Source organism: Actinocorallia aurea (genome assembly GCF_054783995.1).
The window spans coordinates 1-24,041 of record NZ_BAAGPQ010000004.1 but is presented as its reverse complement, the minus strand read 5'-3'; the positions used below and the strand labels follow the sequence as shown (position 1 = coordinate 24,041).

Below are 24,041 nucleotides of genomic sequence, written 5' to 3'. Positions count from 1 at the left end.
TCCGAGCCGATGCGCTCAGGCGCCCTGCGCTGCCACGGAGCCGCGGACGACCGGGCGCTGCGCGCCGAACTGGTGGACGGCCGCGACGGGACCGCCGTGGTGCGGGTCGCGGGTGAGATCGACCTGAGATCAGCCCGCACACTGCGCGACCACATGTCCGGCGTGCTCCAGGCGGGTTTCACCTCGATCGTCATCGACTTCCGGGCCGTCACCTTCTGCGACGCCTCCGGGCTGAACGCGCTGGTGGCCCTGGCCAACCGCACCGCCGGCCACGGCGGCGGCGTCTGGCTCTACGGGGTGCGCCCCGCGCAGCGCCGCCTGTTCGAGATCACGGGGCTGGACCGGCGCCTGCCGATCGCCGAAGGTGTCGAGGACGCCCTTACCCTGGCCGCCTCGGGAGGCGGCCACCACCCCGGCGAAAGGCCGGAAAACCCTTATTCGTAAGGGGTTTCGCGCTCCCAAGACCCCCTCGCACGCGGCTAAGCTTGCGGCTGACGGCCGGGCGGGCCGCCTGCGGAGGGGGCCTTTTCATTGAACGGGGACGGGCGGATCACGGCGGTGGGGGGCCGGAGCCCGCGAGGCGTGCCCTCCTTCGGGGATGAACTGCCCGACGGCCTGCTCATCGCCGACGCGGGCGGGCTGGTCGTGGTGTTCAACCGGAGGGCCGAGGAGATCACCGGCCTGCGGCGCGACGCCGTCATCGGGCGGGCCGCGACCGACGTGCTGCCGCTGCACGACGCCGAGGGCCGCGACTGGTGGAAGGCCGTCGACCCCTACCGGGGCCTGTCGATCCGCACGAGGCACCCCGAATGCGGCCTGTACCTCCTGGACGGACGCGAGGTGCTCGTCACCGCGTCGTACCTGCGCGACAGGCTGCGCCGCCCGCAGCGCTTCATCCTGTCGCTGCGCGACGCCGCGGCCCGCGCCCGCAGCGAGCGGCACAGGGCCGACCTCGTCTCGACCGTCGCGCACGAGCTGCGCTCGCCGCTCACGTCCGTCAAGGGCTTCACCGCGACCCTGCTCGCGAAGTGGCACAGGTTCAACGACGACCAGAAGCTCGTCATGCTGGAGACCGTCAACGCCGACGCCGACCGGGTCACCCGGCTGATCACCGAGCTGCTCGACGTCTCCCGGATCGAGGCCGGCCGGCTGGAGATGCGTCGCCAGGTCGTCGACATCGTGGCCACCGCCCGCGAGGTGATCACCCGCAGGGTCGCGGCCGGCGACGCCGCGAACCGCTTCCGCCTCGATGTCCGGGGCACCCTCCCCGAGCTGTGGCTTGACCCGGACAAAGTCCACCAGATCCTCGGCAACCTCGTGGAAAACGCCGTGCGGCACGGTGCTGGTACTGTCACTATCGTGGTAGAGCCGGATACCGGGAGGGAGGGGGCAGCCGTGGAGCGGGTCGCAGTGTCCGTGCGCGACGAAGGCGAAGGCATCCCCCCCGAGGCGGCCCAGCGCGTCTTCCGCCAGTTCTGGCGCGGCAACCGCCGGCGCGGCACCGGTCTCGGCCTCTACATCGTGAAGGGCCTCGTTGAGGCGCACGGCGGCGCGATCGCCGTCCAGCGCGCGCCGGGCGGCGGCGCCGAATTCCGATTTACCCTGCCCGCCGGCAGCCCAGCGCACTAGCGCGAGGCGGCTCGGGCGGGCTTCCCAGGGTCCTTTCGCGCGCGCCGAGCGCAGCCCGCCGGACAGCGCGTGGCCACTAAACTCGACGGGATTCCCGTCTAGGAGACGTTGAGACCACATGTCTGCACCCAATAAGTCTTTCGACCCGGTGGAGGTCGCGGCGCTGGCGCCCGAGGCCCTCGACGCCGCGCGCGACGCCGCGATCGCCGCCTTCGCCGCGGCGACGACGCTGGAGGAGCTGAAGGAGGCGCGCCTCGCCCACCAGGGCGACCGCTCCCCGCTGGCCCTGGCCAACCGCGAGATCGGCGCGCTGCCGCCGCACGCCAAAGCCGACGCCGGCAAGCGCATCGGCGCGGCCCGCGGCGCCGTCGGGCAGGCCCTGAAGGCCCGCCAGGAGGAGCTGGAGGCCGAGCGGGACGCCCGCGTCCTGGTCGAGGAGACCGTCGACGTCACCCTCCCGTGGGACCGCGCCCCGCGCGGTGCCCGGCACCCGCTCACCACGATGGCCGAGCGCATGGCCGACGTGTTCGTCTCCATGGGCTTCGAGATCGCCGAAGGCCCGGAGATCGAGGCCGAGTGGTTCAACTTCGACGCCCTGAACTTCCCGCCCGACCACCCGGCGCGGGCCATGCAGGACACCTTCTTCGTCGAGTCCGAGGACTCCGGAATGGTCCTGCGCACGCACACCTCGCCCGTTCAGGTGCGCGCCCTGCTGGAGCGCGAGCTGCCGGTGTACGTGGTCGCCCCCGGCACCACCTTCCGCACCGACGAGCTGGACGCCACGCACAGCCCGGTCTTCCACCAGCTGGAGGGCCTGGCGATCGACGAGGGCCTGACCATGGCCGACCTCAAGGGCGCGATCTCCGCGTTCGTGAACGGCCTGTTCGGCGACCCGCTGCCGGTCCGGCTGCGCCCGTCGTTCTTCCCCTTCACCGAGCCGTCGGCCGAGGTCGACATGCAGTGCTTCGTGTGCCACGGCGCGTCCGTGGGCGACCCCGACGCGCCCTGCCGCACCTGCTCCTCGGAGGGCTGGATCGAGATCGGCGGCTGCGGCATGGTCAACCCGCGGGTGCTGGTCGCCGCCGGGATCGACCCGGAGCGCTACAGCGGCTGGGCGTTCGGCCTCGGCGTCGAGCGCACCCTGATGTTCCGCCACGGCGTGGAGGACATGCACGACATGGTCGAGGGTGACGTCCGGTTCACCCTTCCGTTCGGGATGGAGATCTGATGCGGGCCCCGCTTTCCTGGCTGCGCGAGTACGCGGCCCTGCCCGCCGAGGTGACCGGCCGCGAGCTGGCCGCGAAGCTGATCGCCGCGGGCCTGGAGGTCGAGACGGTCGAGGCGGCCGACATCACCGGCCCGATCGTCACCGGCAAGGTGCTGGCGATCGAGGAGCTGACGGAGTTCAAGAAGCCGATCCGCTGGTGCCAGGTCGACGTCGGCAACCCCGAGCCGCAGAACCTGATCTGCGGCGCTCGCAACTTCGCCGTCGGGGACACCGTCGTCGTGGTGCTGCCGGGCGCGGTCCTGCCGGGCGGGTTCGCCGTGGGCAAGCGCAAGACCTACGGCAAGCTGTCCGAGGGCATGATCTGCTCGCTGCGCGAACTCGGCATCGGCGACGACCACGACGGCATCCTCATCCTCCCCGAGGACACCGGCGTCGGCCATGACGCGATCGAGCTGCTGGGCCTGGCCGACGAGGTCCTGGACATCGCCGTCACCCCCGACCGCGGCTACGCCCTGTCCATCCGCGGCGTCGCGCGCGAGGCGGCCACCGCCTACGACGTGGCGTACACGGACCCGGCCGCGCTGGAGATCCCGTCCGGCGAGGGCCCGTCCTACCCGGCCTCCATCGAGGCGACGGACGCCTGCGACAGGTTCGTGCTGCGCCAGGTGCGCGGGTTCGACCCCGCCGCCGAGTCCCCGCTGTGGCTGCGCACCCGGCTGTTCCGCGCCGGAATCCGCCCGGTGTCGCTCGCGGTGGACGTCACCAACTACGTCATGCTGGAGCTCGGCCAGCCGCTGCACGCGTTCGACGCGGCCAAGCTGACCGGCGAGATCGTCGTGCGCCGCGCGCGGGCGGGGGAGTCCCTGGAGACCCTCGACCACGTCAAGCGCACCCTCGACCCCGGCGACCTCATGATCACCGACGATTCGGGCGTCATCTCGATCGCGGGCGCCATGGGCGGCCTGCACACCGAGATCGACGCGACCAGCACCGACCTGGTCATCGAGGCCGCCCACTTCGACGCGATCTCCGTCGCCCGCACCGTCCGCCGCCACAAGCTGCACAGCGAGGCGTCCTACCGGTTCGAGCGCGGCGTCGACCGGGAGCTGCCGCTCGCCGCGTCACTGCGCGCGGTCCGGCTGCTCGCCGAGCTGGGCGGGGCCGAGGTCCTGCCGGGCGCCACGGTCGCCGAGGCGCCCGTCGCCCCGGTGACGATCACGATCCCGGTGGCGCACCCGGCCCGCGTCGCGGGCGTGGACTACTCCCGCGAGACGGTCGTGCGGCGGCTGGAGCAGGTCGGCTGCACCGTGGAGGGCACCGACCCGATCACGGTCACGCCCGCCTCCTGGCGGCCCGACCTCACCGACCCCAACGACCTCGCCGAAGAGGTCATCCGCCTGGAGGGCTACGACGCGATCCCCGAGCGGGCGCCCCGCCCGTCCGCGGGCCGCGGGCTCACCCCGGGGCAGCGGCTGCGCCGCAGGGTCGGCCGGGTCCTCGCGGCGACCGGCCACACCGAGGTGCTGAGCTACCCGTTCACCTCCGCCAAGGACTGGGACGACCTCCAGCTGCCCGCCGACGACGCGCGGCGCAAGGCGCTGCGCCTGGCCAACCCGCTGTCGGAGGACGAGCCGCTGCTGCGCACGACGCTGCTGCCCGGCCTCATGCGCTCGGCCGCCCGCAACATCGGCCGCGGCCAGAGCGACCTCGCCCTGTTCGAGTCGGGCCTGGTGTACCGGCCCAAGGACGGCGCGGGCAAGGTCCCGGGCTACGGCGTCGACAAGGCGCCGACGGCCGAGCAGCTCGCCGCGATCGAGGCGGCCCTGCCGGACCAGCCGCACCGGGTCGCGGTGCTGCTCACCGGAGCGGCCGAGCCGGCCGGCTGGTGGGGCGGCGGACGTCCCGCGGGCTGGCAGGACGCGATCGAGGCGGCCCGGCTCATCGCCCGCGAGGCGGGCGTCGAGCTCACGGTCACCGCGGACCGGCACGCGCCCTGGCACCCGGGCCGCTGCGCCGCCCTGCACGTCGGCGACGTGCTCGTCGGCCACGCGGGCGAGCTGCACCCGCGCGTCGTCCAGGCCTACGGCCTGCCGCCGCGCGCCGCGGCCGCCGAACTGGAGCTCGACCGCCTCCTGGGCGGAGCCGCTCCGAAGGCTCCGCACGTGTCCACCTACCCGGTGGCCACGCGCGACGTCGCCCTCGTGGTCTCCGCCGGAACCCCGGCGGCGGCCGTCGAGGCGGCCCTCGTCGAGGGCGCGGGCGACCTCCTGGAGTCCGTCCGGCTGTTCGACGTCTACACCGGGGACCAGCTCGCCGAGGGCAGCAAGTCCCTCGCCTACGCGCTGCGCTTCCGCGCCCCGGACCGCACCCTGACGGCCGACGAGGCCTCCGCCGCCCGCGACGCCGCCGTCACCCTGGCGGCCGAGCGGACCGGCGCCGTCCTGCGCGGCTGACCCGCACGACCCGAAGGCCCGGCCCCCTCCTCGACGAGGAAGGGACCGGGCCTTCGGCGTGGTTCCGGCCTTGGTGTGCGGGGCGCATGGCGAGGGCCCGGCGGCGCACGCGCGGAGCGCTCGTGACGGCGCGCGCCGTCAGGAGGTCTTCGTCAAGGAGAAGGCCTCGCCTTCCCTGGTGAGGAGGTAGGGGCCGTTGGCGTAGGCCGCGCCTTCACGGGAGGCGGCGGTGCCCTTGGCGGTGGTGTAGACGAGGGACTCGTCCATGGTGGAGTAGGCGATGACGTCGTCTCCGGCGGTGAGGACGGCCTCGCCCTCGGGGAGGGCGTCCGGGACGGTCCGGGGGGCCCAGGTCTCGGTGTCGTAGACGGTCAGGGAGCCCTCGCCGGAGACGGCGAACGTGCCTTCCGCGGCCGCGTAGAGGCTCTCCTTCGTGGCGCCGGGGAGCTCGTGCGGCTCGGCGTCGCCGGTCTCCATGTTGACGCGGTCGACGCCCTGCGCGGTGCCGTCCTGCTGGAGGACGTAGACGAACGGGTAGGAGAAGGCCGCGGCGTAGCCCTCGGAGAGGGGGGCGGGCTCGTCGGCGCAGCCGCGCGCGCTCCACACCCGGCCGCCGGGGCTGCGGTCGGTCCACACCACGACGCCCTCGTCGACGTGGAAGCCGACGCCGGCGCGCCGGGCGACGCCGGTCGTGCCGAGCTGCACGGGGTCGCCTTCGGCGTCCTGGCACATGAGCTGGAAGCCGTCGTCGGTGCGCTCGGGCCAGACCGTCACCTCGGCGGACCCGGCGGCCGAGTACAGGCCGTCGGCCTTCGCGACGGGGACGGGCGCGGTGAGCAGGCCGCTGAGGTCGGTGCGCCACAGGGTGCGGTCGCTGCGCCCGTTCGGGCCGACGCCCATGCCGAGGACCGTGCCGTCGGAGCCGATGCCGAAGACGGTGAGGGTCTTGCCGGTGGGCAGGTTCCGGTCGAAGCCGCCCGAGGTGCCGGCGGAGGTCCAGCCGGTGACGTCGTCGGGGTCGGTCTCGCCGAGGGAGAGGTCGGGGGAGGCGCCTCCTCCCGAGCCGCCGTTCCGGGTGCCGGGCTCGGCGCTGCCGATCGCGATGGGGGCGGGGGTCGTGCCGTCGTCGGCGCCCGGCAGCAGCGACGGGAGGGCGAGCCCGCCCGCGACGACCAGGGAGGCCCCGGCGACGGTCCCGGCCGTGCGGCGGCGGCGCCGCACCACGACCTGGTGGTTCACCCGGCCGAGGACGCGCGCCCGTGCCTCCTCGGAGGGCTCGGCGCCGTCCAGGGACTGGAGCCGGCTCGCGACGAGCCGCTCAAGATCTTCCACGTCGGTCCTCCATGAGTGCCCGCTCGGGATCGTCCAGCATCCCGGCGCGCAGTTTGGCCAGGGCCCGGGAGGCCTGGCTCTTCACGGTGCCGCGCGAGCAGCCGAGGGCCCGCGCGGTCTCCTCCTCGCTGAGCTGCTCGAAGTACCGCAGGACGAGAACGGCCCGCATCCTCGGGGGCAGCGACTGGAGCGCCGCGTCGAGGCCGTCGACCTCGTGGACCCGGTCGAGGCCGGGGTCGTCCGCGGCGGTCTCGGGCACGCCGGGGACGAGGTGCTCGAGCTTGGGCCTGCGCCACCGGTTGGCCATGATGCGCGCCATCGTCGTGCGCACGTAGCCCTCCGGATCGTCTTTGCGCCGAACCCGGCTCCAGGCGACGCCGGTACGGGTGAGGGCCTCCTGGACGAGGTCCTCGGCGTCGTGCTGGTTGCCGGTGAGGACATACGCGTAGCGGTAGAGCGCCGGGAAGCGGTTCGCGACGAAGTCCTCGAACTGGCGGTCCGACTCCCCGCTCCGCATGAATGCCCCTCCCCTCTCAAGACACCCGCAAAGCCCCATTGGTTGCACGGAAACCGTGCGGGTCGTCCCGAATCCTCCCATGTCCACATGGTGAGAGGTTCCTTGATCCGGCTTGAATAGTCATCCGCACCAGTGCATACTTTTCCTATCAAGGAGTGAGGAGCGGGATCATGGGGTACCGGGCTGCGGTGGCGGGCGCGAGCGGCTACGCGGGCGGTGAGCTGCTGCGCATCCTGGCCGCGCACCCCGAGTTCGAGATCGGCGCGCTCACCGCGGGCGGCAACGCGGGGCAGCCCCTCGGTGCGCTTCAGCCGCATCTGAGGTCCCTGGCGGGCCGGATCCTGGAGGAGACCACCCCTGCGACCCTAGCGGGCCACGACGTGGTCTTCCTCGCCCTCCCGCACGGCGCCTCCGGCCCCCTGGCCGCACAGCTCGGCGAGGACGTGCTGGTCGTCGACTGCGGCGCGGACTTCCGCCTCGACGAGGCGGGGGAGTGGGAGCACTTCTACGGCTCGCCCCACGCCGGCACCTGGCCGTACGGGCTCCCGGAGCTGCCCGGCCAGCGCGCCCTCCTCACCGGGACCAAGCGGATCGCCGTCCCCGGCTGCTACCCGACCGTCTCGTCCCTGGCGATGGTGCCCGCCTTCACCGCGGGCCTCGCCGAGCCGGACGTCGTCGTCGTGGCGGCCTCGGGCACGTCCGGCGCGGGCAAGGCCCCCAAGACCAACCTGCTCGGCAGCGAGGTCATGGGCGCGGTGTCGGCCTATGGCGTCGGCGGCGTCCACCGGCACACCCCCGAGATCATCCAGAACCTCTCCAAGGCCGCGGGCGAGGACGTCATGGTGTCGTTCACCCCGACCCTCGCCCCGATGAGCCGCGGCATCCTCGCCACCTGCACCGCCAAGGCCAAGCCGGGCGTCACCTACGCCGCTCTTCGAGAGGCGTACGACGCCGCGTACGACGCCGAGCCCTTCGTTGATCTCCTGCCCGAGGGCCAGTGGCCGTCCACGGCGATGACCCTGGGCGCCAACACCGCGCTCATGCAGGTCGCCCTGGACGAGCGGTCCCGACGAATCGTGGTGGTCGCCGCGATCGACAACCTCACCAAGGGGACCGCCGGAGGCGCCGTGCAGTCGGCCAACCTCGCGCTCGGCATCCCCGAGGAGACCGGGCTGACCACCTTCGCCATCGCACCCTGAACCTCCCCACCTCGACAGCAGAGAGAGGGCGCATGAGCGTCACCGCACCATTGGGCTTCCGGGCCTCAGGGGTAGCCGCGGGAATCAAGGACAACGGAGACCGCGACCTCGCCCTGGTCGTCAACGACGGGCCGTCCCGCGCGGCCGCGGCGGTCTTCACCGCCAACCGCGTCAAGGCGGCCCCGATCCTGTGGAGCCGGGAGGTCGTCTCCGGCGGCCGCGTCCGGGCCGTCGTCCTCAACTCGGGCGGAGCCAACGCCTGCACCGGCGCCCCCGGCTTCCAGGACACCCACGCCACCGCCGAGAAGGTCGGCGAGGTCCTCGCCGACTCCGCGGGCGAGGTCGTCGTCTGCTCCACCGGGCTCATCGGCGTCCGCTTGCCCATGGACGCGCTGCTCTCCGGCGTCGACGCCGCCGCCGCCGAACTCACCCGCGACGGCGGCCTCAACGCCGCCGACGCCATCCGCACCACCGACACCGTCGCCAAGATCTCCTTCCGGCGCGGCGAAGGCGGCTACATGATCGGCGGCATGGCCAAGGGCGCGGGCATGCTCGCCCCCTCGCTGGCCACGATGCTCGTCGTCCTCACCACCGACGCCGACCTGCCCGCCGACGCCCTGGACCGCTGCCTGCGCGCCGCCACGTCGCACAGCTTCGAGCGGCTCGACGCCGACGGCTGCATGTCCACCAACGACACGGTCCTGCTCATGGCCAGCGGCGCGACCGGCGTGGTGCCGGGCGAGGCGGAGTTCACCGCGAAGCTCACCGAGGTCTGCCTCGACCTCACCCGCCAGCTCCTGGTCGACGCCGAAGGCGCCTCCAAGGCCATCGCGATCGAGGTCGTCGGGGCCGAATCCGTCGCCGACGCCGTCACCGTGGGCCGCTCCATCGCCCGCAACAACCTGCTCAAGTGCGCGATCAAGGGCGAGGACCCCAACTGGGGCCGGGTCCTGTCGGCCGTCGGCACCACCGACGCCGTCTTCGAGCCCGACCGCCTCAACGTCGCCATCAACGGCGTCTGGGTGTGCCGGAGCGGAGCGGTGGGCGAGGACCGCGACAAGGTGGACCTGCGCCCCCGGGACGTGGCCATCACCGTGGACCTGTCAGCCGGCAGGCACTCCGCGACCGTCTGGACGACCGACCTCACCGAGGAGTACGTCCACGAGAACTCGGCGTACAGCTCATGAACCGCAAAGAAGCCCTCACCAAGGCCGGCGTCCTGATCGAAGCCCTCCCCTGGCTGGAGCGGTTCCACGGCAGGACCGTCGTCGTCAAGTACGGCGGCAACGCCATGACCGACGAGGCGCTGCGCGAGTCGTTCGCCAGCGACATCGTCTTCCTGCGCCTCGCCGGCCTGCGCCCCGTCGTCGTGCACGGCGGCGGACCCCAGATCAACGCGGCGCTCGACAGGTTCGGGATCGCCTCCCACTTCACCGCGGGCCTGCGGGTCACCACGCCCGAGGCGATGGACGTCGTGCGGATGGTCCTCACCGGCCAGGTCAACCGCGAGGTCGTCGGCCTGATCAACGCGCACGGCCCCTACGCCGTCGGCATGTCCGGCGAGGACGCGCACCTGTTGACCGCCGAGAAGCTGCACGCGATCGTCGACGGGGAGCCCGTCGACATCGGGCAGGTCGGCGAGATCGTCAAGGTCGACCCGGGCGCGGTGCAGAGCCTGCTGAACGACGGCCGCATCCCCGTGATCTCCTCGGTCGCGCGCGGCGTCGGCGGCGAGATCTTCAACGTCAACGCCGACACCGCAGCCGCCGCGCTGGCCGCGGCGCTGGGCGCGGAGAAGCTGATCGTCCTCACCGACGTCGAGGGCCTGTACGCCGACTGGCCGAACAGCGACGAGGTGATCCGGCAGCTGACCGCCGCCGAACTGGAGGAGCTGATGCCGGACCTGTCGTCCGGCATGGTCCCCAAGATGGGCGCGTGCCTGCACGCGGTGTCCAACGGAGTGCCCCAGGCGCACGTCCTCGACGGCCGCGTCCCGCACTCGCTCCTGCTGGAAGTGTTCACCGATGAAGGAGTCGGAACAATGGTGGTGCCGTCATGACGTGGCAGGACGACTTCAAGGCCGCCTTCATGCCCAACCGCCCGGTGCCCCCGGCGCTGCTGACGCACGGCAAGGGCAGCACGGTGTGGGACGCAGGCGGCAACGCCCTCCTCGACATGTTCGCGGGCATCGCCGTCTCCTCGCTCGGCCACGCCCACCCGGCGCTGGTCGCGGCGGTCTCCGCGCAGGTCGCCAAGATCGCGCACGTCGGCCCGCTGCTGACGTCCGAGCCCGAGATCCGGCTCGCCACGCGGCTGCTCGGCCTGATCGGCGCGCCCGGCAAGGTGTTCTTCTGCAACTCGGGCACCGAGGCCAACGACGCGGCCTTCAAGCTGATCCGCAAGCACGGCGGGCCCGACAAGTACATCGTCGCCATGGAGAACGGCTTCCACGGCAGGACCATGGGCGCCCTGGCCATGACCGGCAAGAAGGCCATCCGCGAGCCGTTCGGCCCGTTCGGGGCGGACGTCCGGTTCATCCCCTTCGGTGACGTGGACGCGCTCAAGGCCGCCGTCACCGACCAGTGCGCCGCGGTCATCCTGGAGACCACCCAGGGCGAGGCGGGCGTCATCCCGGCCCCCGAGGGCTACCTGACGGCCGCCCGGCAGATCTGCGACGCCGCCGGCGCCCTCCTCGTTCTCGACGAGATCCAGAGCGGCATCGGCAGGACCGGCACCTGGTTCGCCCACCAGCACGAGGGCGTGCTCCCCGACATCCTCACCCTCGCCAAGGGCCTGGGCGGAGGCATCCCGATCGGCCTGACCATCGGCCTCGGCAAGGCCGCCGACCTCTTCGCGCCCGGGGACCACGGCGGCACCTTCGGCGGCAACCCCGTCGCGGCCGCGGCGGCCCTGGCCGTCCTGGACACCATTGAGGCCGAAGGGCTCCTCGCCCACGCGGCCGAGATCGGCGACCTGCTCGCCTCCGGGATCACCGCCCTGGACCACCCGCTGCTGAAGGGCGTCCGCGGCTCGGGCCTCTGGCTCGGCGTCCTGCTCACCGAACCCGTCGCCGCCCAGGTGCGCGACGCGGCGCAGAAGGCGGGATTCCTGGTCAACAACGTCCAGGCCGACGCGATCCGGCTGGCCCCGCCGCTGATCCTCACCGCCGAGGAGGCGCAGTCGTTCGTCGACGCGCTCCCGGCGATCCTGGACGGAGCGAAGGCATGACCCGGCACTTCCTGCGCGACGACGACCTCACCCCCGCCGAGCAGGCCGAGGTCCTCGACCTCGCGATCGCGATGAAGGCCGACCGGTACGGCCGCAAGCCGCTCGCCGGCCCGAAGTCCGTGGCCGTCCTGTTCGACAAGGCCTCCACCCGGACCCGGTTGTCGTTCGCCGCGGGCATCGCCGAACTCGGCGGCAACCCCCTGGTGATCGACGCGGGCACCAGCCAGCTCGGCCGCGGCGAGACCATCGCCGACACCGCCCGCGTCCTCGACCGGATCTGCGCCGCGATCGTCTGGCGGACCTTCGGCCAGGAGCGGATCGAGGAGATGGCCCACGCCTCGGCCGTCCCCGTCGTCAACGCCCTCACCGACGAGTTCCACCCCTGCCAGATCCTCGCCGACCTGCTCACCGTCAAGGAGCACAAGGGCGGCCTCGCAGGGCTGACCCTCACCTACCTCGGCGACGGCGCCAACAACATGGCCCACTCCTACCTGCTCGGCGGAGCCACCGCCGGCATGCACGTCCGCGTGGCGGGGCCCGAAGGCCACCTGCCCGACCCGGACGTGTGGCGGCGCGCCGAAGAGATCGCCAAGGCCACCGGCGGCTCCGTGGAGATCCTCACCGAAGCCCGCGCCGCCGCCACCGGCGCGGACGTCCTGGCCACCGACACGTGGGTGTCCATGGGCCAGGAAGGCAAGGACACCTCCAAGTACGAGCCCTACGCCCTCACCGAGGAACTCGTCTCCCTCGCTGCCCGCGAGGTGGCCGTCCTGCACTGCCTCCCGGCCTACCGGGACAAGGAGATCGCCTCCACCGTCCTCGACGGGCCGCACAGCGTGGTCTGGGACGAGGCGGAGAACCGCCTGCACGCCCAGAAGGCCCTGCTCACCTGGCTCCTGGAGCGGTAGCGATGACCACCCCGATGACGAAGACGGCGCGGCAGGCCCGCGTCCTGGAACTGTTGACCCGGCACAAGGTCCACAGCCAGGGCGAGCTCGCCAAGCTCCTCGCCGACGACGGCCTGGAGGTCACCCAGGCCACCGTCTCGCGCGACCTCGTCGAGATCGGGGCGGTCCGGCTGCGGGCCGACGACGGCAGCCTCATCTACGCGGTCCCCGGGGAGGGCGGCGAACGCATCAGGCTCGCCCGCACGGGCAACGCCGAGACCTTCGCGTCCCGGCTCGCCCGGCTGGCCCAGGAACTCCTGGTCTCCGCGCAGGCCTCGGCCAACCTCGTCATCGTGCGGACGCCTCCGGGCGCGGCGCAGTACCTGGCGTCGGCGATCGACCACGCCGAATGGCCGTCGGTCCTCGGCACGGTCGCGGGAGACGACTCGATCCTCGTCATCTCCCGCGACCCGCTCGGCGGCGAGGCCCTGGCCGCCCGACTCCTCGCGCTGACCGAGCGACGAGGCCAGGGGTCGGAGGACCCCGGCCCCCGCGAGGACCATTCATGAACCAGGGAGGAGAAGAACGATGACCGAACGCGTCGTCCTGGCGTACTCGGGGGGCCTCGACACATCCGTCGCGATCCCCTTCCTCGCCGACAAGATGGGCGCCGAGGTCGTCGCCGTCGCGGTCGACTGCGGCCAAGGCGGCGAGGACATGGACGCCATCCGCCGCCGCGCGCTGGACTGCGGCGCCGTGGAATCCGTCGTGGTGGACGCCAAGGAGGAGTTCGCCCAGGACTTCTGCTTCCCCGCGATCCGCGCCAACGCCCTCTACATGGACCGCTACCCGCTGGTCTCGGCGCTGTCCCGGCCGCTGATCGTCAAGCACCTGGCGGCCGCGGCCGCGGAGTTCGGCGGCACCCACGTCGCCCACGGCTGCACCGGCAAGGGCAACGACCAGGTCCGCTTCGAGGCGGGCCTCGCCGCCCTCAATCCCGAGCTGAAGTGCGTCGCGCCCGCCCGGGACTACGCCTGGACCCGCGACAAGGCCATCGCCTTCGCCGAGGAGAACGGCCTGCCCATCGAGGTGTCGGGCAAGAAGCCGTACTCGATCGACCAGAACCTGTGGGGCCGCGCCGTCGAGACGGGCTTCCTGGAGGACATCTGGAACGCCCCGGTCGAGGACCTGTACGCCTACACGGCCGACCCCTCGGTGCCGCGCGAGGCCGACGAACTCGTCGTCACCTTCACCGGTGGCGTGCCCGTCGCCATCGACGGACGGGCGCTGACCCCGTTCCAGATCATCGACGAGCTGAACAGGCGCGCGGGCGCCCAGGGCGTCGGCAGGCTCGACATGGTCGAGGACCGGCTCGTCGGCATCAAGTCCCGCGAGGTCTACGAGGCCCCGGCCGCGATCGCGCTGCTGGCCGCCCACCAGGAGCTGGAGAACGTCACCGTCGAGCGCGACCTAGCGCGCTTCAAGCGGTCGGTCGACCAGCGCTGGGGCGAACTCGTGTACGACGGCCTGTGGTTCTCCCCGCTGAAGAGCGCGCTGGAGGCCTTCATCGCCGAGGCGCAGGCCCACGTGAACGGCGAGGTCCGGCTCACGCTGCACGGCGGCCGCGCCGTCGTCACCGGGCGCCGCAGCTCCTCGTCGCTGTACGACTACGACCTGGCGACCTACGACACCGGCGACACGTTCGACCAGAGCCTCGCCAGGGGCTTCGTCGAGCTGTGGGGCCTGCCCAGCAGGATCGCCGCAGTCCGCGACCGCAAGGACGCCTGAGCCCGCTCGGGGGAGACCGGCCGCCGGCCGGACTTTCCCGAGGTTATCCACAGGGCCGCTCCGGAGCACTGCGCCGGAGCGGTACAACTGTGTCCTGAGCGCCCGCCGCCGCGGCGGGCCGCGTACCCACGACCTTCGGAGAGATCACAGTGAGCAAGGCACCGACCCGGCTTTGGGGCGGACGGTTCGAAGGCGGGCCGTCGGACGCGCTGGCACGCCTGTCCGTGAGCGTCCAGTTCGACTGGCGGCTCGCGCCGTACGACCTGATGGGGTCGCGCGCCCACGCCCGGGTGCTGAACCGCGCGGGCCTGCTCGACGCCGACGAGCTGGAGCGCATGCTCGGCGCCATCGACGACCTCGAGGGCGCCTGCGCCTCCGGCGAGTTCCGCCCGACCGTCGCCGACGAGGACGTGCACACCGCCCTGGAGCGCGGCCTGCTGGAGCGCCTCGGCTCCCTCGGCGGCAAGCTGCGCGCCGGCCGCTCCCGCAACGACCAGGTCGCCACCGACCTGCGCCTGTACCTGCGCGACCACGCCCGCCGCGTCGTGTCGCGCCTGGTGGAGCTGCAGGCCGCCCTCATCGGCCAGGCCGAGGCCAACATGGGCGTCGCCTGCCCCGGCATGACCCACCTGCAGCACGCCCAGCCCGTGCTGTTCTCCCACCAGCTCCTCGCGCACGTCCACGCGATCGGCCGCGACATCGACCGCCTGCGCGACTGGGACAAGCGCGCCGCGGTCTCCCCACTCGGCTCCGGCGCCCTCGCCGGATCGTCGCTGCCGCTCGACCCGCAGGCCGTCGCCGCCGACCTCGGCTTCGACTCCGCCGCCGCCAACTCCATGGACGCCGTCAGCGACCGCGACTTCGTCGCTGAGTTCCTGTTCGCCGCGGCACTCGCCGGGGTGCACCTGTCGCGCCTCGGCGAAGAGGTCTGCCTGTGGGCCTCCCAGGAGTTCCGCTGGATCGAGATGGACGACACCTACGCCACCGGGTCGTCGATCATGCCGCAGAAGAAGAACCCCGACGTCGCCGAGCTCGCGCGCGGCAAGGCCGGCCGCCTCATCGGCCACCTGGTCGGGCTGCTCACCACCCTCAAGGGCCTGCCGCTCACCTACAACCGCGACCTCCAGGAAGACAAGGAGGGCGCCTTCGACGCCGTCGAGACCCTCCTGCTGGTGCTGCCCGCCATGTCCGGCCTCATCGCCACCATGCGCGTCAACACCGAGCGGCTGGAGGAGCTGGCCCCGCAGGGCTTCGCCCTCGCCACCGACCTCGCCGAGCTGCTGGTGCGCCGGGGCGTCGTGTTCCGCGACGCGCACGAGGTCGTCGGCCACCTCGTCGTGTGGTGCCAGGTCAACGACAAGGACTTCGGCGACCTCACCGACGAGGAACTGGCGAAGGTGTCCCCGCACCTCACCCCGGACGTCCGCGAGGTGCTGAACGTGCCGGGCGCGATCGCGTCCCGCAAGGCGCACGGCGGCACCGCGCCAGACCGGGTCGCCGAGCAGATCGTCGCGCTGAAGGCGTTCGGCGACGACGCCGCCGCCTGGGCGTCGGCCTCCTAAAACCGGTGCCCGCTCATGCTTCCGGCACCCGGGCGCTTTGAGATCCCGGCTTCGCCGGGTCGCCCATGTACCGGAAGGGGCGCGGACGGACCTTCCGCCCGCCCGCGCCCTCCCCTTCGGTGCGCCCCGTGCCCTCCGGCCCTCCGCAGGAGGAGAATGCGGGCATGGCGCGCATCGTTGTGGAACTCCACATCCCGGTCTATGCCGATGGCTCCTCCGAATACCTGGAGGACATCGAGGCCTTCCTGTCCGACCTTGAGGAGACCGGCGAGATAGACATCGAGGCCGATCCCGAGGAGCACCCCGACGCCCACGTCTTCTTCCTCGCCGGCCCCGACGCCGACATCCTCCTCACCGCTGCCTCCCAGGCCGCCGAAACCCCCGGAACCCCCTCCGGCGCCTACGCGGTCGTCACCCCGGAGAACCGGCACGTCCCGCTGCCCTGGACGTCGTGATCCGAGGCCGCCGCGCCCGGCGAATCCGTTACCGAGATGCTCCCTCGCGCGCCTTCTGCGAAGATCGTCCGAACCGGTAGCTTTCCCACTCCTGATGGACGAGTGAACGGTTCGATGCATGTCTCGGAAAGTGCTGGGCGCGGTCGCCGCGGTGTCGGTCGCGGTCTGCGGGGCGGCGGTCCCCGCCTCCGCCGCGGCGAAGTGCGCGGTCGGGAAGTGGCGGCTCACCGCGGAGAACAACGACTTCTTCGGGGAAGCCGGCGAAGAGGGGTTCTACGAGGGCAGGACGACCGGCCTCGCCGGCCAGATCATGCGGATCTCCGGCGACCGGGTCTCGTTCGACTTCGCCAAGGCGAAGCCGGAGACGACCGTCTACACCGGGGAGATCGCGGAAACCTACCGCAGCACCTACACCGGCGGCCTGAAGGCGAGGGTGAAGATCACCGGTTCGGCGAAGGGCGAGCTCACCCCCTACCGCAAGACCGCCACCGGCAGCGCGAAGGCGGCGGTCGTGCGGCTCAAGCCGGTGAGGGAGGAGCTCGGCTCCTACCGGCTCCAGAAGATCGTCCGCGAGGGGATCCACGAGTCCGCACTCCCGTTCTGGTACTCCTACACGTGCACCAGGACGACGCTGAAGTTCACCCGGAGCAACAGCTTCCAGACCGAGGAGGGCTTCGTCACCGGCACCTACCGCCTCACCTACAAGCGTGTCTGACGGCCGCCTTTGGCGGGGCCGCGTCCCAGGTGCGCGATCGGTTCGTGGCGGTTGGCGGGGGAGGACTCCAGCGGCTCCCACGGGACGGAGAAGGGTAAGCCGGCGATCGCGTCGACGGCTTCGGAGATCCCGGCCACGGTGCCCCCGCAGCTTCGCCTGACCTCCCTGCGATCCTGGGTGGGGAAAGCCGCATAACGGGCATCTCATTCGCCGGGAGGGGCACCCGGAGGCTCGTCGCGAAGGGCCCAGGCGGGCAGCGTCGCGCGCATCCCGGCGAGTTCCCGGACCAGCGCGTCGCGGTTCCGGGCCGACTTGATCCACGCGGGCAGGCGCTCGACCATGCTCATCGGCGAGCTCCGCGGGGTGCCTCGCTCGCGCAGGCGGGCCCCGACATAGGCCTCCAGCACGCCGAGGTGCCGGGCGTTGTACGCCCAGAGCAGCTCGCCGCGGAAGTCGGCGCGCAACCACAGGCCCAGCCTGAAGCACGGGTCGACCGGCGCCCCGTACACGAGCGTCCGGCCGGGCGCCTCCTTCACCGCCGCGCAGCCGGGACACGTCAGCCTCCGCCCGCCGATGGACACGACGGCGCACCCCCCGCACCCGGGGCAGCCCACCAGGACGGCGTCGGCGAACGCGTAGATGCGCTCGCGTCCATCCCGGTACCGCTCACCCATGCCCGCTACGCGTCCTGATCGCCGCGCGCATCGGGCCCGTCACAGCTCCTGGGCGCGCATGTTGCGGGGCAGCTTCACGACGGTCACGAAGAACTCGTCGATCTTGTGGATCGCGGCGATGAACTGGTCGAAGTCGACCGGCTTGGTGACGTAGGCGTTGGCGTGCAGATGGTAGCTGCGCAGGATGTCCTCCTCGGCCGACGACGTCGTCAGGATGACCACGGGGATGGCGGCGAGCTCCGGACTCGTCTTGATCTGCTCCAGCACCTCCCGTCCGTCGCGCTTGGGCAGGTTCAGGTCCAGCAGGATCAGGTCGGGGCGGACGGCGTCGGCGTACTCGCCCTGGCGGAACAGGTAGTCCAGCGCCTCGGCCCCGTCGCGGACGACGTGCAGCCGGTTGCCGATCTTGTTGGTCTCGAACGCCTCGCGGGTCATCAGCTCGTCGCCGGGGTCGTCCTCGACGAGCAGGACCTCGATGGGCTCGATCTCGGGTACGGTCACGGAGTCGCCTCCTTGGCGGTGGGGTCCTCTTCGCCGGCGGGCGCGGGGACGTGGACGGCATCGTCGGAGAGGGTGAACCACACCCGGCTGCCCTCGGCGAGGTCGGTGTCCAGCCAGATGGTCCCGCCGTGGTACTCGACGATCTTCTTGCACAGGGCGAGCCCGATTCCGGTGCCCACGTAGGCGTCGCGCGTGTGCAGCCGCTGGAAGATCACGAAGACCTTCTCGGCGTACTCGGCGGGGATGCCGATGCCGTTGTCGGTGACGCTGAACCGCCACTGCCCCGGCCCCAGCTCCTCGCACTCCAGCCGGATGAGCGGATCGGTGCCCGGGCTGCGGAACTTGATCGCGTTGCCGATGAGGTTCTGCCACAGCATCGACAGCAGGGTCGGGTCGCCGGTCAGCGTCGGCAGCTCCGCCGGCCGCTCGATGACCGCCCCGGACTCCGCCACCGCGTCGCCCAGGTTCGCCAGCGCCCGGTCCACCGCCGCGTCGAGGGAGAACTCCCGCCGGTGGCTGTCCATCCGGCCGACGCGCGAGAACGTCAGCAGGTCGCTGATCAGCACCTGCATCCGCTTGGCGCCGTCGGTGGCGAACTCGATGTACTGGCGGCCCCGCTCATCGAGCTGGTCGTGGTAGCGCCGCTCCAGCATCTGGCAGAACGAGGCGACCTTGCGCAGCGGTTCCTGCAGGTCGTGGCTGGCCACGTAGGCGAACTGCTCGAGCTCGGCGTTGGAGCGGCGCAGCTCGACCGCCTGGGCGTCGAGGTCGGCCGCCTGCTGCACGAGCAGCTCCTCCCGCTCGGTCGCCGCCCGCAGCTCCTTGACGATCCTGGCGCGCATCGCCTCGACGGTCTGCGCGACCTCCCTCAGGTCCGCCGGACCGTGCGCGGGGATCGGCGTGCTGAAGTCCTCGTCGGCCGCGTGCCGGGACGCCATCCGCAGCTTCGACAGCGGCCGGACCACGGTCACGTGCAGCAGGAGCGCCAGCATGATCCCGACGACGAAGATGACGACGACCACGCCGAACAGCGTCGCGTCGCGGGCCGTGCGGGAGTCCTCGAGGTCGGCGCGCGCCGTGTCGCGGGCCTTCTCCAGATTCGCGCCCTGCACGATCCAGGCCTGCCGGACGGCGTCGAACGCCGCCTTGCCCTTGGCGCTGTCCTGGCCGCGTGACGGCTCGGTGCCGTCGTTGATGCGGCCGAGGAGCGGCTCGGCGTAGTCCTGCCGCCAGGCGTCGGCGGCCCGCACCACGGCCTCCAGGTCCGCGCGCGGCCCCGGCTCCTCGCGCAGCAGCCGCCGCAGCTCGGCCGTGGCCTCCCGCTCCAGATCCTGGCCGGAGTCGTAGGGTTCGAGGAACCGCGCGTCGCCCGTCAGCGCGTAGCCGCGGATGCCGGTCTCCTGGTTCAGCAGCGCCGACTGCAGGCGGGCCGCCTCGATCCGCGCGGGCATGATCTGGTCGGACAGGTGGTTGCTCACATCGGTCGTGCGCTCCAGCATCGACTGGACGACGAGGGCGGCGACCACGACCAGCAGGCCGAGCAGGCCCAGCGCGATGCCGAAGAGCGCGGGGGCGGTCAGTCCGCGCGGGCGGATGGTGCGCCTGCTCACGAAAGGCTCCGTCTCAGGTAGAGGACCGCGACGTCGTCGGCGAGGCCGCCGTAGGGCGCCGACGCCTCCTCCGAACCGGTGATCAGTGCGTCCACGAACGCGGCGCTGCCGAGTCCGGCGCTGCCGCGGGCGACCTCCAGGAGGCCGGAGATGTCGAGCCTGCCGCCGTCCTCGGAGACGCGGCCCTCGAACAGGCCGTCGGTGAACAGCACGAGCCCCGTCTTGTCGTCGACCGGGACGGTGTGCTCGGTCCACGTGTCGAGGCCGGGGACCATGCCGAGCGCCAGCCCGCCCTCAGGCTCGTACCACGCGACCTCGCCGGGTTCGTGCAGGAGGAGGCCGTGGTGGCCGGCCCGTGACACCAGGGCCGAGGACGCCCCGGCGGGCAGCGTCACCGTGGTCGCCGTGACGAACGTCTCGGGTTCCTCGCGCTCCGCGTCGAGGATCTCCTCCAGCAGGCCGAGCAGCCGCGTGCCGCGCACGCCCGAAAGGATCAGTGACCGCCACGCGACCCGGAGGCACACCCCCAAGGCAGCCTCGGCCGCTCCGTGCCCCGACACGTCGCCGATCACCGCGTGCACGCCGTCGTCGGCCTCCACCACGTCGAAGAAGTCGCCGCCGAGCAGCGAATGGGCGCGGCCGGGCCGGTACCGGCTGACGACCTCGACCCGCGGGTCCGTCACCAGCGGGCGTGGTAGCAGACCGCGCTCCAGCCGGGCGTTCTCCTCGGCCCTGATCCGCTGGACCTGCAACTGGGCCGCGGCCTGCTGGACCTGGCGCCGCTGGACCGCGTACCGGATGATCCGGCCGAGCACGTCGGCGTCGACCTGGCCCTTGGCGATGTAGTCCTGGGCGCCCGCGGCGACCGCGGCAAGGCCCGCGTTGGCCTCCGACAGGCCGGTCAGCACCACCACCGCGGCGCCGGGGGCCGTCTCCAGCAGCCGTGTGACCGCGCTCACGCCCTGGGCGTCGCCCAGATGCAGGTCGAGCAGGACGCAGTCGGGCTCGTCCGGTCCGCGGAGCCACTCGCGCGCCTCGGCGAGCGACCGCACCCAGGTGAGCCGCGCGGCCATGCCGCACTCCTCGAGGAGGTCCTCCACGAGGACCGCGTCGCCGCGGTCGTCCTCGACCAGCAGCACCTCGACGGTGCTCGGGGGCTCCAGCAGCTCAGGCACCGCCTCACCGCGCGGCGCGCCCACGGACACCGAGCCGTGCTCGGGGGCCATCGGCAGTCCTTCCTCTTAGGGACGAGACCTTTCCGCGCCGCCTCACCCGTCCACAGCCGAACAGTCCTTCGAAGACGACCCCAGCGAGCTTACGGGATGAACCCCCACACCCCGTCCCAAAGCCCATCGCCGCACACTCCCGGCACCCCACAGGAACGGGCCGCCCGGGTCGATCCACATCGTACTTGTCCCACCACTTCCACATCCGCGAAGAAGGAGAAGCCGCAAAGGTGGGAGATCCAACCGGGCGGGGACGGGTGAAGTACCGCCTGAGGCGCTCGGGTGCGGTGACGGCGGCTGCGCGGCCGTAGCGGGGTCGGTGCCGCTCCCGGGATTCGAACCCGGAACCTCCGCGTTCTGAGCGCGGCGCCTCTGCCGTTGGGCTAGAGCAGCGAAGTGCGTCCGGCCGGAGTCGAACCGGCAACGTCCACGTCCTCAACGTGGTCCCTCTGCCTGTTGGGGTACGGACGCGCGGCATCGCGGGGGACGCCGGAAGGGGGAGTGCGAGGCGGCGCCGGAGGCGGGCTCAGGCTGCGGGAAGCAGCAGCGGGAGGGCCTTGCACAGGGTCGGGAGAACGGACACCTCGGCTCCTCTCTTCGCTGGTCGGCGGGCTCTTCGCTCGCGCCGTACCCCGAAGGTAGATCAGCGGCCGCGGGCGGGCAACGGGTTTTCCGGTGCCCCGCAGAGGGGCCGCATAGAGTGCGGGGAACGAGCCGGGAGGGGAGCTGTGGGGCGGATGCCGCTGGAGCGGGGGTTCTTCGACCGGGAGGTCACGGAGGTCGCGCGGAGCCTGCTCGGGTGCGTCCTCACCCGGACGACGGACGAAGGAGCCGTGGCCGTCAGGCTCACCGAGGTGGAGGCCTACGCGGGAGGAGAGGATCCGGCTTCGCACTCCTACCGGGGCAGGACGCCCAGGAACGCCGTCATGTGGGGGGAGCCCGGTCACTGCTACGTGTACTTCACCTACGGGATGCACTTCTGCATGAACCTTGTGTGCGGCCCGGAGGGGATGGCCGCCGCGGTGTTGCTGCGGGCCGGTGAAGTCGTCGAAGGGCAGGAGTTGGCTTTGCGGCGGCGTCCCAAGTCGTCGGTCCGCGACCTCGCCCGCGGGCCCGCCAGGCTCTGCCAGGCGCTCGCCGTAGGCCGGGAACAGAACGGGCTGGACGTTTGCGCCCCCGGAGAGCTGGTGATCAGTGCGGGGGACGGCGGAGGCCGGGGAGCCGTGCGATCCGGGCCCCGCGTAGGGGTGTCCTCCGCCCACGACACGCCCTGGAGGTTCTGGCTGGAGGACGAGGCGAGCGTCTCGATCTACCGGCGCCACACACCGCGGACCCGTGCGCGCTGATAAGGATTACCACCGGGGCTCCCGCATCGGGCACCCTGGACCCGCAAGGGACCGGTTCGAGAAGAGAATGGAAGACCGTTGACCGACATCGTGGACGAGCTGCAGTGGCGAGGCCTCCTGGCCCAGACCACCGACCTCGAGGAGCTGCGCGAAGCCCTCTCGGCCGGGCCCGTCACGTATTACTGCGGCTTCGACCCCACCGCGCCGAGCCTGCACGTCGGCAACCTCGTCCAGCTGCTCACCATGCGCCGGATCCAGGAGGCGGGCCACAAGCCGCTCGCGCTCGTCGGCGGGGCCACCGGCCTCATCGGCGACCCCAGCGGACGCTCCGCCGAACGGCAGCTGAACTCCCAGGAAGTGGTCGAGGGCTGGGTCGAGCGGATCCAGGGCCAGGTGTCGCGGTTCCTGTCCTTCGAGGGCGAGAACGCCGCGCGGATGGTCAACAACCTCGACTGGACCGGCGGGATGTCGGTGATCGACTTCCTGCGGGACATCGGCAAGCACTTCCCGGTGAACAAGATGCTCAGCAGGGAGGTCGTCGCCTCGCGGCTGGAGACGGGCCTGTCCTACACGGAGTTCTCCTACCAGATGCTCCAGAGCATGGACTTCCTTGAGCTGCACCGCCGCTACGGCTGCGTCCTGCAGAGCGGAGGCAGCGACCAGTGGGGGAACCTCACGGCGGGCGCCGATCTCATCCGCAGGGTCACCGGGAACCATGTGCACGCGATCTCCACGCCGCTCCTGACGAAGCCGGACGGCACCAAGTACGGCAAGACGGCGGGCGGGGCCATCTGGCTCGACCCGGAGCTGACCTCGCCGTACGCGTTCTTCCAGTACTGGGTGAACGTCGAGGACGGCGAGGTGGGCAAGCTGCTGCGGACCTTCACCTTCCGGTCCCGAGACGAGATCGAGGAGCTGGAGAAGCAGTCCGCGGAACGGCCGGCCGCCCGCATCGGGCAGCGCGCCCTGGCCGAGGAACTGACGACGCTCGTGCACGGGGCGGAGGAGACCGCGAAGGTCATCGCCGCGTCGGCGGCCCTGTTCGGGCAGGGCGGCTTGGACGAGTTGGACGAGACGACCCTCACGGCGGCTCTTGCCGAGACGCCCAAGGCGGAGGTCCCGGCGGGTGAGCTGCCTTCGGTGGCCGATCTCCTGGTCGCGTCGGGGCTCTGCGCGAGCAAGTCCGAGGCCCGCAGGACGATCAAGCAGGGCGGCGCGTACGTGAACAACGTGAAGGTCGACGCGGAGGAGGCCGTCCCGGCCGCCGCGGATCTGCTGCACGGCAGGTTCCTGGTCCTGCGCCGCGGCAAGCGCACGCTCGGCAGCGTCGTCGTGGGCTGACCTGCGCTTTCCGGTGATGCGCCGTTAATGGCCCGTTCCTCTCCTCCGTGAGGAACGGGCCATTTCCATGTTCCGGCCAAGGAATGGGAGATCCGGGTCACATCCGGTTTGGTCTGGAGCGCTCCCGGGCATCCAGATCCGTACGAACAGGGCGATGAGCAGGCGTTTCACCCGGATGTAACGCCGATTTGACGTTGTCGGGGGCTCGCCGTAATGTTCTACCTGCCCCGAGGGGAGCAGGACGCGGAAGCGGCCGGCCCCGGGGACGAAACCTCTCGAACTTCATGGCTCACCCGGAGATGCGCGAAGCACTCCGAGGGACTGGTAAGCTCGAGAAACCGCCGAGAACG

At 72.0% G+C, this 24,041-nt stretch carries 22 protein-coding genes and 2 tRNA genes; 16 read left to right on the top strand and 8 right to left on the bottom strand.

From position 1 onward, the window contains the following. Positions 1-9 precede the first annotated feature (9 nt). From ACYVOM_RS07010 to pheT, 4 genes are all read left to right on the top strand, one after another. Positions 10-444: an STAS domain-containing protein gene (locus ACYVOM_RS07010; RefSeq protein ID WP_460302411.1), complete on the top strand. Its 435-nt coding sequence runs from the start codon at positions 10-12 to the stop codon at positions 442-444. 138 nt (positions 445-582) lie between these two features. Next, complete coding sequence (locus ACYVOM_RS07005) at positions 583-1,629, top strand: sensor histidine kinase (RefSeq protein ID WP_460302410.1); 1,047 nt, start codon at positions 583-585, stop codon at positions 1,627-1,629. Positions 1,630-1,747: 118 nt separating this feature from the next. Then, a complete protein-coding gene (gene pheS / locus ACYVOM_RS07000) occupies positions 1,748-2,857 on the top strand; it encodes a phenylalanine--tRNA ligase subunit alpha (RefSeq protein WP_460302409.1) in 1,110 nt (369 codons plus the stop codon). Then, positions 2,857-5,310, top strand: coding sequence for a phenylalanine--tRNA ligase subunit beta (pheT, locus tag ACYVOM_RS06995; protein WP_460302408.1), 2,454 nt, complete (start codon positions 2,857-2,859; stop codon positions 5,308-5,310). The genes pheS and pheT overlap by 1 nt, the downstream gene beginning before the upstream one ends. A gap of 138 nt (positions 5,311-5,448) precedes the next feature. On the opposite strand, the gene ACYVOM_RS06990 is transcribed toward pheT, so the two are convergent. Both ACYVOM_RS06990 and ACYVOM_RS06985 read right to left on the bottom strand, forming a co-directional pair. Then, positions 5,449-6,642 carry a hypothetical protein gene (locus tag ACYVOM_RS06990; protein WP_460302407.1) on the bottom strand — a complete coding sequence of 398 codons (1,194 nt, stop codon included), beginning with the start codon at positions 6,640-6,642 and terminating at the stop codon, positions 5,449-5,451. Further along, on the bottom strand, positions 6,629-7,159 hold the full coding sequence (locus tag ACYVOM_RS06985) for a SigE family RNA polymerase sigma factor (RefSeq protein WP_460302406.1): 531 nt from the start codon (positions 7,157-7,159) through the stop codon (positions 6,629-6,631). The genes ACYVOM_RS06990 and ACYVOM_RS06985 overlap by 14 nt, the downstream gene beginning before the upstream one ends. A 170-nt stretch (positions 7,160-7,329) precedes the next feature. Between ACYVOM_RS06985 and argC the strand changes: the two genes are divergently transcribed. The 10 genes from argC (at position 7,330) to ACYVOM_RS06935 (ending at position 16,993) form a co-directional block, all read left to right on the top strand. Further along, complete coding sequence (argC, locus tag ACYVOM_RS06980; RefSeq protein ID WP_460302405.1) at positions 7,330-8,358, top strand: N-acetyl-gamma-glutamyl-phosphate reductase; 1,029 nt, start codon at positions 7,330-7,332, stop codon at positions 8,356-8,358. Positions 8,359-8,390: 32 nt separating this feature from the next. Further along, complete coding sequence (argJ, locus tag ACYVOM_RS06975; protein WP_460302404.1) at positions 8,391-9,545, top strand: bifunctional glutamate N-acetyltransferase/amino-acid acetyltransferase ArgJ; 1,155 nt, start codon at positions 8,391-8,393, stop codon at positions 9,543-9,545. After that, positions 9,542-10,417: an acetylglutamate kinase gene (argB, locus tag ACYVOM_RS06970; RefSeq protein ID WP_460302403.1), complete on the top strand. Its 876-nt coding sequence runs from the start codon at positions 9,542-9,544 to the stop codon at positions 10,415-10,417. Before argJ ends, argB begins: the two co-directional genes overlap by 4 nt. Further along, entirely contained in the window at positions 10,414-11,586 is a 1,173-nt protein-coding gene (locus ACYVOM_RS06965) for an acetylornithine transaminase (RefSeq protein WP_460302402.1), read from the top strand. Before argB ends, ACYVOM_RS06965 begins: the two co-directional genes overlap by 4 nt. Then, positions 11,583-12,494 carry an ornithine carbamoyltransferase gene (gene argF / locus ACYVOM_RS06960; RefSeq protein WP_460302401.1) on the top strand — a complete coding sequence of 304 codons (912 nt, stop codon included), beginning with the start codon at positions 11,583-11,585 and terminating at the stop codon, positions 12,492-12,494. The genes ACYVOM_RS06965 and argF overlap by 4 nt, the downstream gene beginning before the upstream one ends. A 2-nt stretch (positions 12,495-12,496) precedes the next feature. Next, positions 12,497-13,042 carry an arginine repressor gene (locus ACYVOM_RS06955; RefSeq protein ID WP_460302400.1) on the top strand — a complete coding sequence of 182 codons (546 nt, stop codon included), beginning with the start codon at positions 12,497-12,499 and terminating at the stop codon, positions 13,040-13,042. A 19-nt stretch (positions 13,043-13,061) separates the two neighbouring features. Next, entirely contained in the window at positions 13,062-14,261 is a 1,200-nt protein-coding gene (locus tag ACYVOM_RS06950) for an argininosuccinate synthase (protein WP_460302399.1), read from the top strand. 149 nt (positions 14,262-14,410) lie between these two features. After that, on the top strand, positions 14,411-15,823 hold the full coding sequence (gene argH / locus ACYVOM_RS06945) for an argininosuccinate lyase (RefSeq protein ID WP_460302398.1): 1,413 nt from the start codon (positions 14,411-14,413) through the stop codon (positions 15,821-15,823). Positions 15,824-15,987: 164 nt separating this feature from the next. After that, positions 15,988-16,278 carry a hypothetical protein gene (locus ACYVOM_RS06940; RefSeq protein WP_460302397.1) on the top strand — a complete coding sequence of 97 codons (291 nt, stop codon included), beginning with the start codon at positions 15,988-15,990 and terminating at the stop codon, positions 16,276-16,278. Between the two features lie 118 nt (positions 16,279-16,396). Beyond that, positions 16,397-16,993, top strand: coding sequence for a hypothetical protein (locus ACYVOM_RS06935; RefSeq protein ID WP_460302396.1), 597 nt, complete (start codon positions 16,397-16,399; stop codon positions 16,991-16,993). 203 nt (positions 16,994-17,196) lie between these two features. Here ACYVOM_RS06935 and ACYVOM_RS06930 read toward each other — a convergent pair whose 3' ends face one another. The 6 genes from ACYVOM_RS06930 to ACYVOM_RS06905 all read right to left on the bottom strand — a co-directional run bounded on the left by ACYVOM_RS06930 (position 17,197) and on the right by ACYVOM_RS06905 (position 21,475). After that, positions 17,197-17,667: a hypothetical protein gene (locus ACYVOM_RS06930; RefSeq protein WP_460302395.1), complete on the bottom strand. Its 471-nt coding sequence runs from the start codon at positions 17,665-17,667 to the stop codon at positions 17,197-17,199. A 39-nt stretch (positions 17,668-17,706) separates the two neighbouring features. Further along, positions 17,707-18,102 carry a response regulator gene (locus ACYVOM_RS06925; RefSeq protein WP_460302614.1) on the bottom strand — a complete coding sequence of 132 codons (396 nt, stop codon included), beginning with the start codon at positions 18,100-18,102 and terminating at the stop codon, positions 17,707-17,709. A 62-nt stretch (positions 18,103-18,164) separates the two neighbouring features. Beyond that, complete coding sequence (locus tag ACYVOM_RS06920; RefSeq protein WP_460302394.1) at positions 18,165-19,778, bottom strand: sensor histidine kinase; 1,614 nt, start codon at positions 19,776-19,778, stop codon at positions 18,165-18,167. Next, positions 19,775-21,004: a PP2C family protein-serine/threonine phosphatase gene (locus tag ACYVOM_RS06915; protein WP_460302393.1), complete on the bottom strand. Its 1,230-nt coding sequence runs from the start codon at positions 21,002-21,004 to the stop codon at positions 19,775-19,777. Before ACYVOM_RS06915 ends, ACYVOM_RS06920 begins: the two co-directional genes overlap by 4 nt. 320 nt (positions 21,005-21,324) lie before the next feature. Next, positions 21,325-21,397 (bottom strand) — tRNA-Leu (locus ACYVOM_RS06910). 4 nt (positions 21,398-21,401) lie between these two features. Further along, positions 21,402-21,475 (bottom strand) — tRNA-Leu (locus ACYVOM_RS06905). Between the two features lie 266 nt (positions 21,476-21,741). On the opposite strand from ACYVOM_RS06905, the gene ACYVOM_RS06900 reads away from it, so the two are divergent. Both ACYVOM_RS06900 and tyrS read left to right on the top strand, forming a co-directional pair. Then, a complete protein-coding gene (locus ACYVOM_RS06900; RefSeq protein WP_460302392.1) occupies positions 21,742-22,350 on the top strand; it encodes a DNA-3-methyladenine glycosylase in 609 nt (202 codons plus the stop codon). Positions 22,351-22,428: 78 nt separating this feature from the next. After that, a complete protein-coding gene (gene tyrS, locus ACYVOM_RS06895) occupies positions 22,429-23,691 on the top strand; it encodes a tyrosine--tRNA ligase (protein ID WP_460302391.1) in 1,263 nt (420 codons plus the stop codon). The last annotated feature ends 350 nt before the right edge of the window (positions 23,692-24,041 follow it).

Bases quoted from the DNA above. Each gene is read 5' to 3' on its own strand.
- ACYVOM_RS06955 (WP_460302400.1), top strand. From the start codon at position 12,497: ATGACCACCCCGATGACGAAGACGGCGCGGCAGGCCCGCGTCCTGGAA.
- argF (WP_460302401.1), top strand. From the start codon at position 11,583: ATGACCCGGCACTTCCTGCGCGACGACGACCTCACCCCCGCCGAGCAG.
- argB (WP_460302403.1), top strand. From the start codon at position 9,542: ATGAACCGCAAAGAAGCCCTCACCAAGGCCGGCGTCCTGATCGAAGCC.
- argJ (WP_460302404.1), top strand. From the start codon at position 8,391: ATGAGCGTCACCGCACCATTGGGCTTCCGGGCCTCAGGGGTAGCCGCG.
- argC (WP_460302405.1), top strand. From the start codon at position 7,330: ATGGGGTACCGGGCTGCGGTGGCGGGCGCGAGCGGCTACGCGGGCGGT.
- ACYVOM_RS06925 (WP_460302614.1), bottom strand. From the start codon at position 18,102: ATGACCCGCGAGGCGTTCGAGACCAACAAGATCGGCAACCGGCTGCAC.
- pheT (WP_460302408.1), top strand. From the start codon at position 2,857: ATGCGGGCCCCGCTTTCCTGGCTGCGCGAGTACGCGGCCCTGCCCGCC.
- ACYVOM_RS06985 (WP_460302406.1), bottom strand. From the start codon at position 7,159: ATGCGGAGCGGGGAGTCGGACCGCCAGTTCGAGGACTTCGTCGCGAAC.
- ACYVOM_RS07010 (WP_460302411.1), top strand. From the start codon at position 10: ATGCGCTCAGGCGCCCTGCGCTGCCACGGAGCCGCGGACGACCGGGCG.
- ACYVOM_RS06950 (WP_460302399.1), top strand. From the start codon at position 13,062: ATGACCGAACGCGTCGTCCTGGCGTACTCGGGGGGCCTCGACACATCC.
- ACYVOM_RS06935 (WP_460302396.1), top strand. From the start codon at position 16,397: ATGTCTCGGAAAGTGCTGGGCGCGGTCGCCGCGGTGTCGGTCGCGGTC.
- ACYVOM_RS06930 (WP_460302395.1), bottom strand. From the start codon at position 17,667: ATGGGTGAGCGGTACCGGGATGGACGCGAGCGCATCTACGCGTTCGCC.
- ACYVOM_RS06900 (WP_460302392.1), top strand. From the start codon at position 21,742: ATGCCGCTGGAGCGGGGGTTCTTCGACCGGGAGGTCACGGAGGTCGCG.
- ACYVOM_RS06965 (WP_460302402.1), top strand. From the start codon at position 10,414: ATGACGTGGCAGGACGACTTCAAGGCCGCCTTCATGCCCAACCGCCCG.
- pheS (WP_460302409.1), top strand. From the start codon at position 1,748: ATGTCTGCACCCAATAAGTCTTTCGACCCGGTGGAGGTCGCGGCGCTG.
- ACYVOM_RS06940 (WP_460302397.1), top strand. From the start codon at position 15,988: ATGGCGCGCATCGTTGTGGAACTCCACATCCCGGTCTATGCCGATGGC.
- ACYVOM_RS06915 (WP_460302393.1), bottom strand. From the start codon at position 21,004: ATGGCCCCCGAGCACGGCTCGGTGTCCGTGGGCGCGCCGCGCGGTGAG.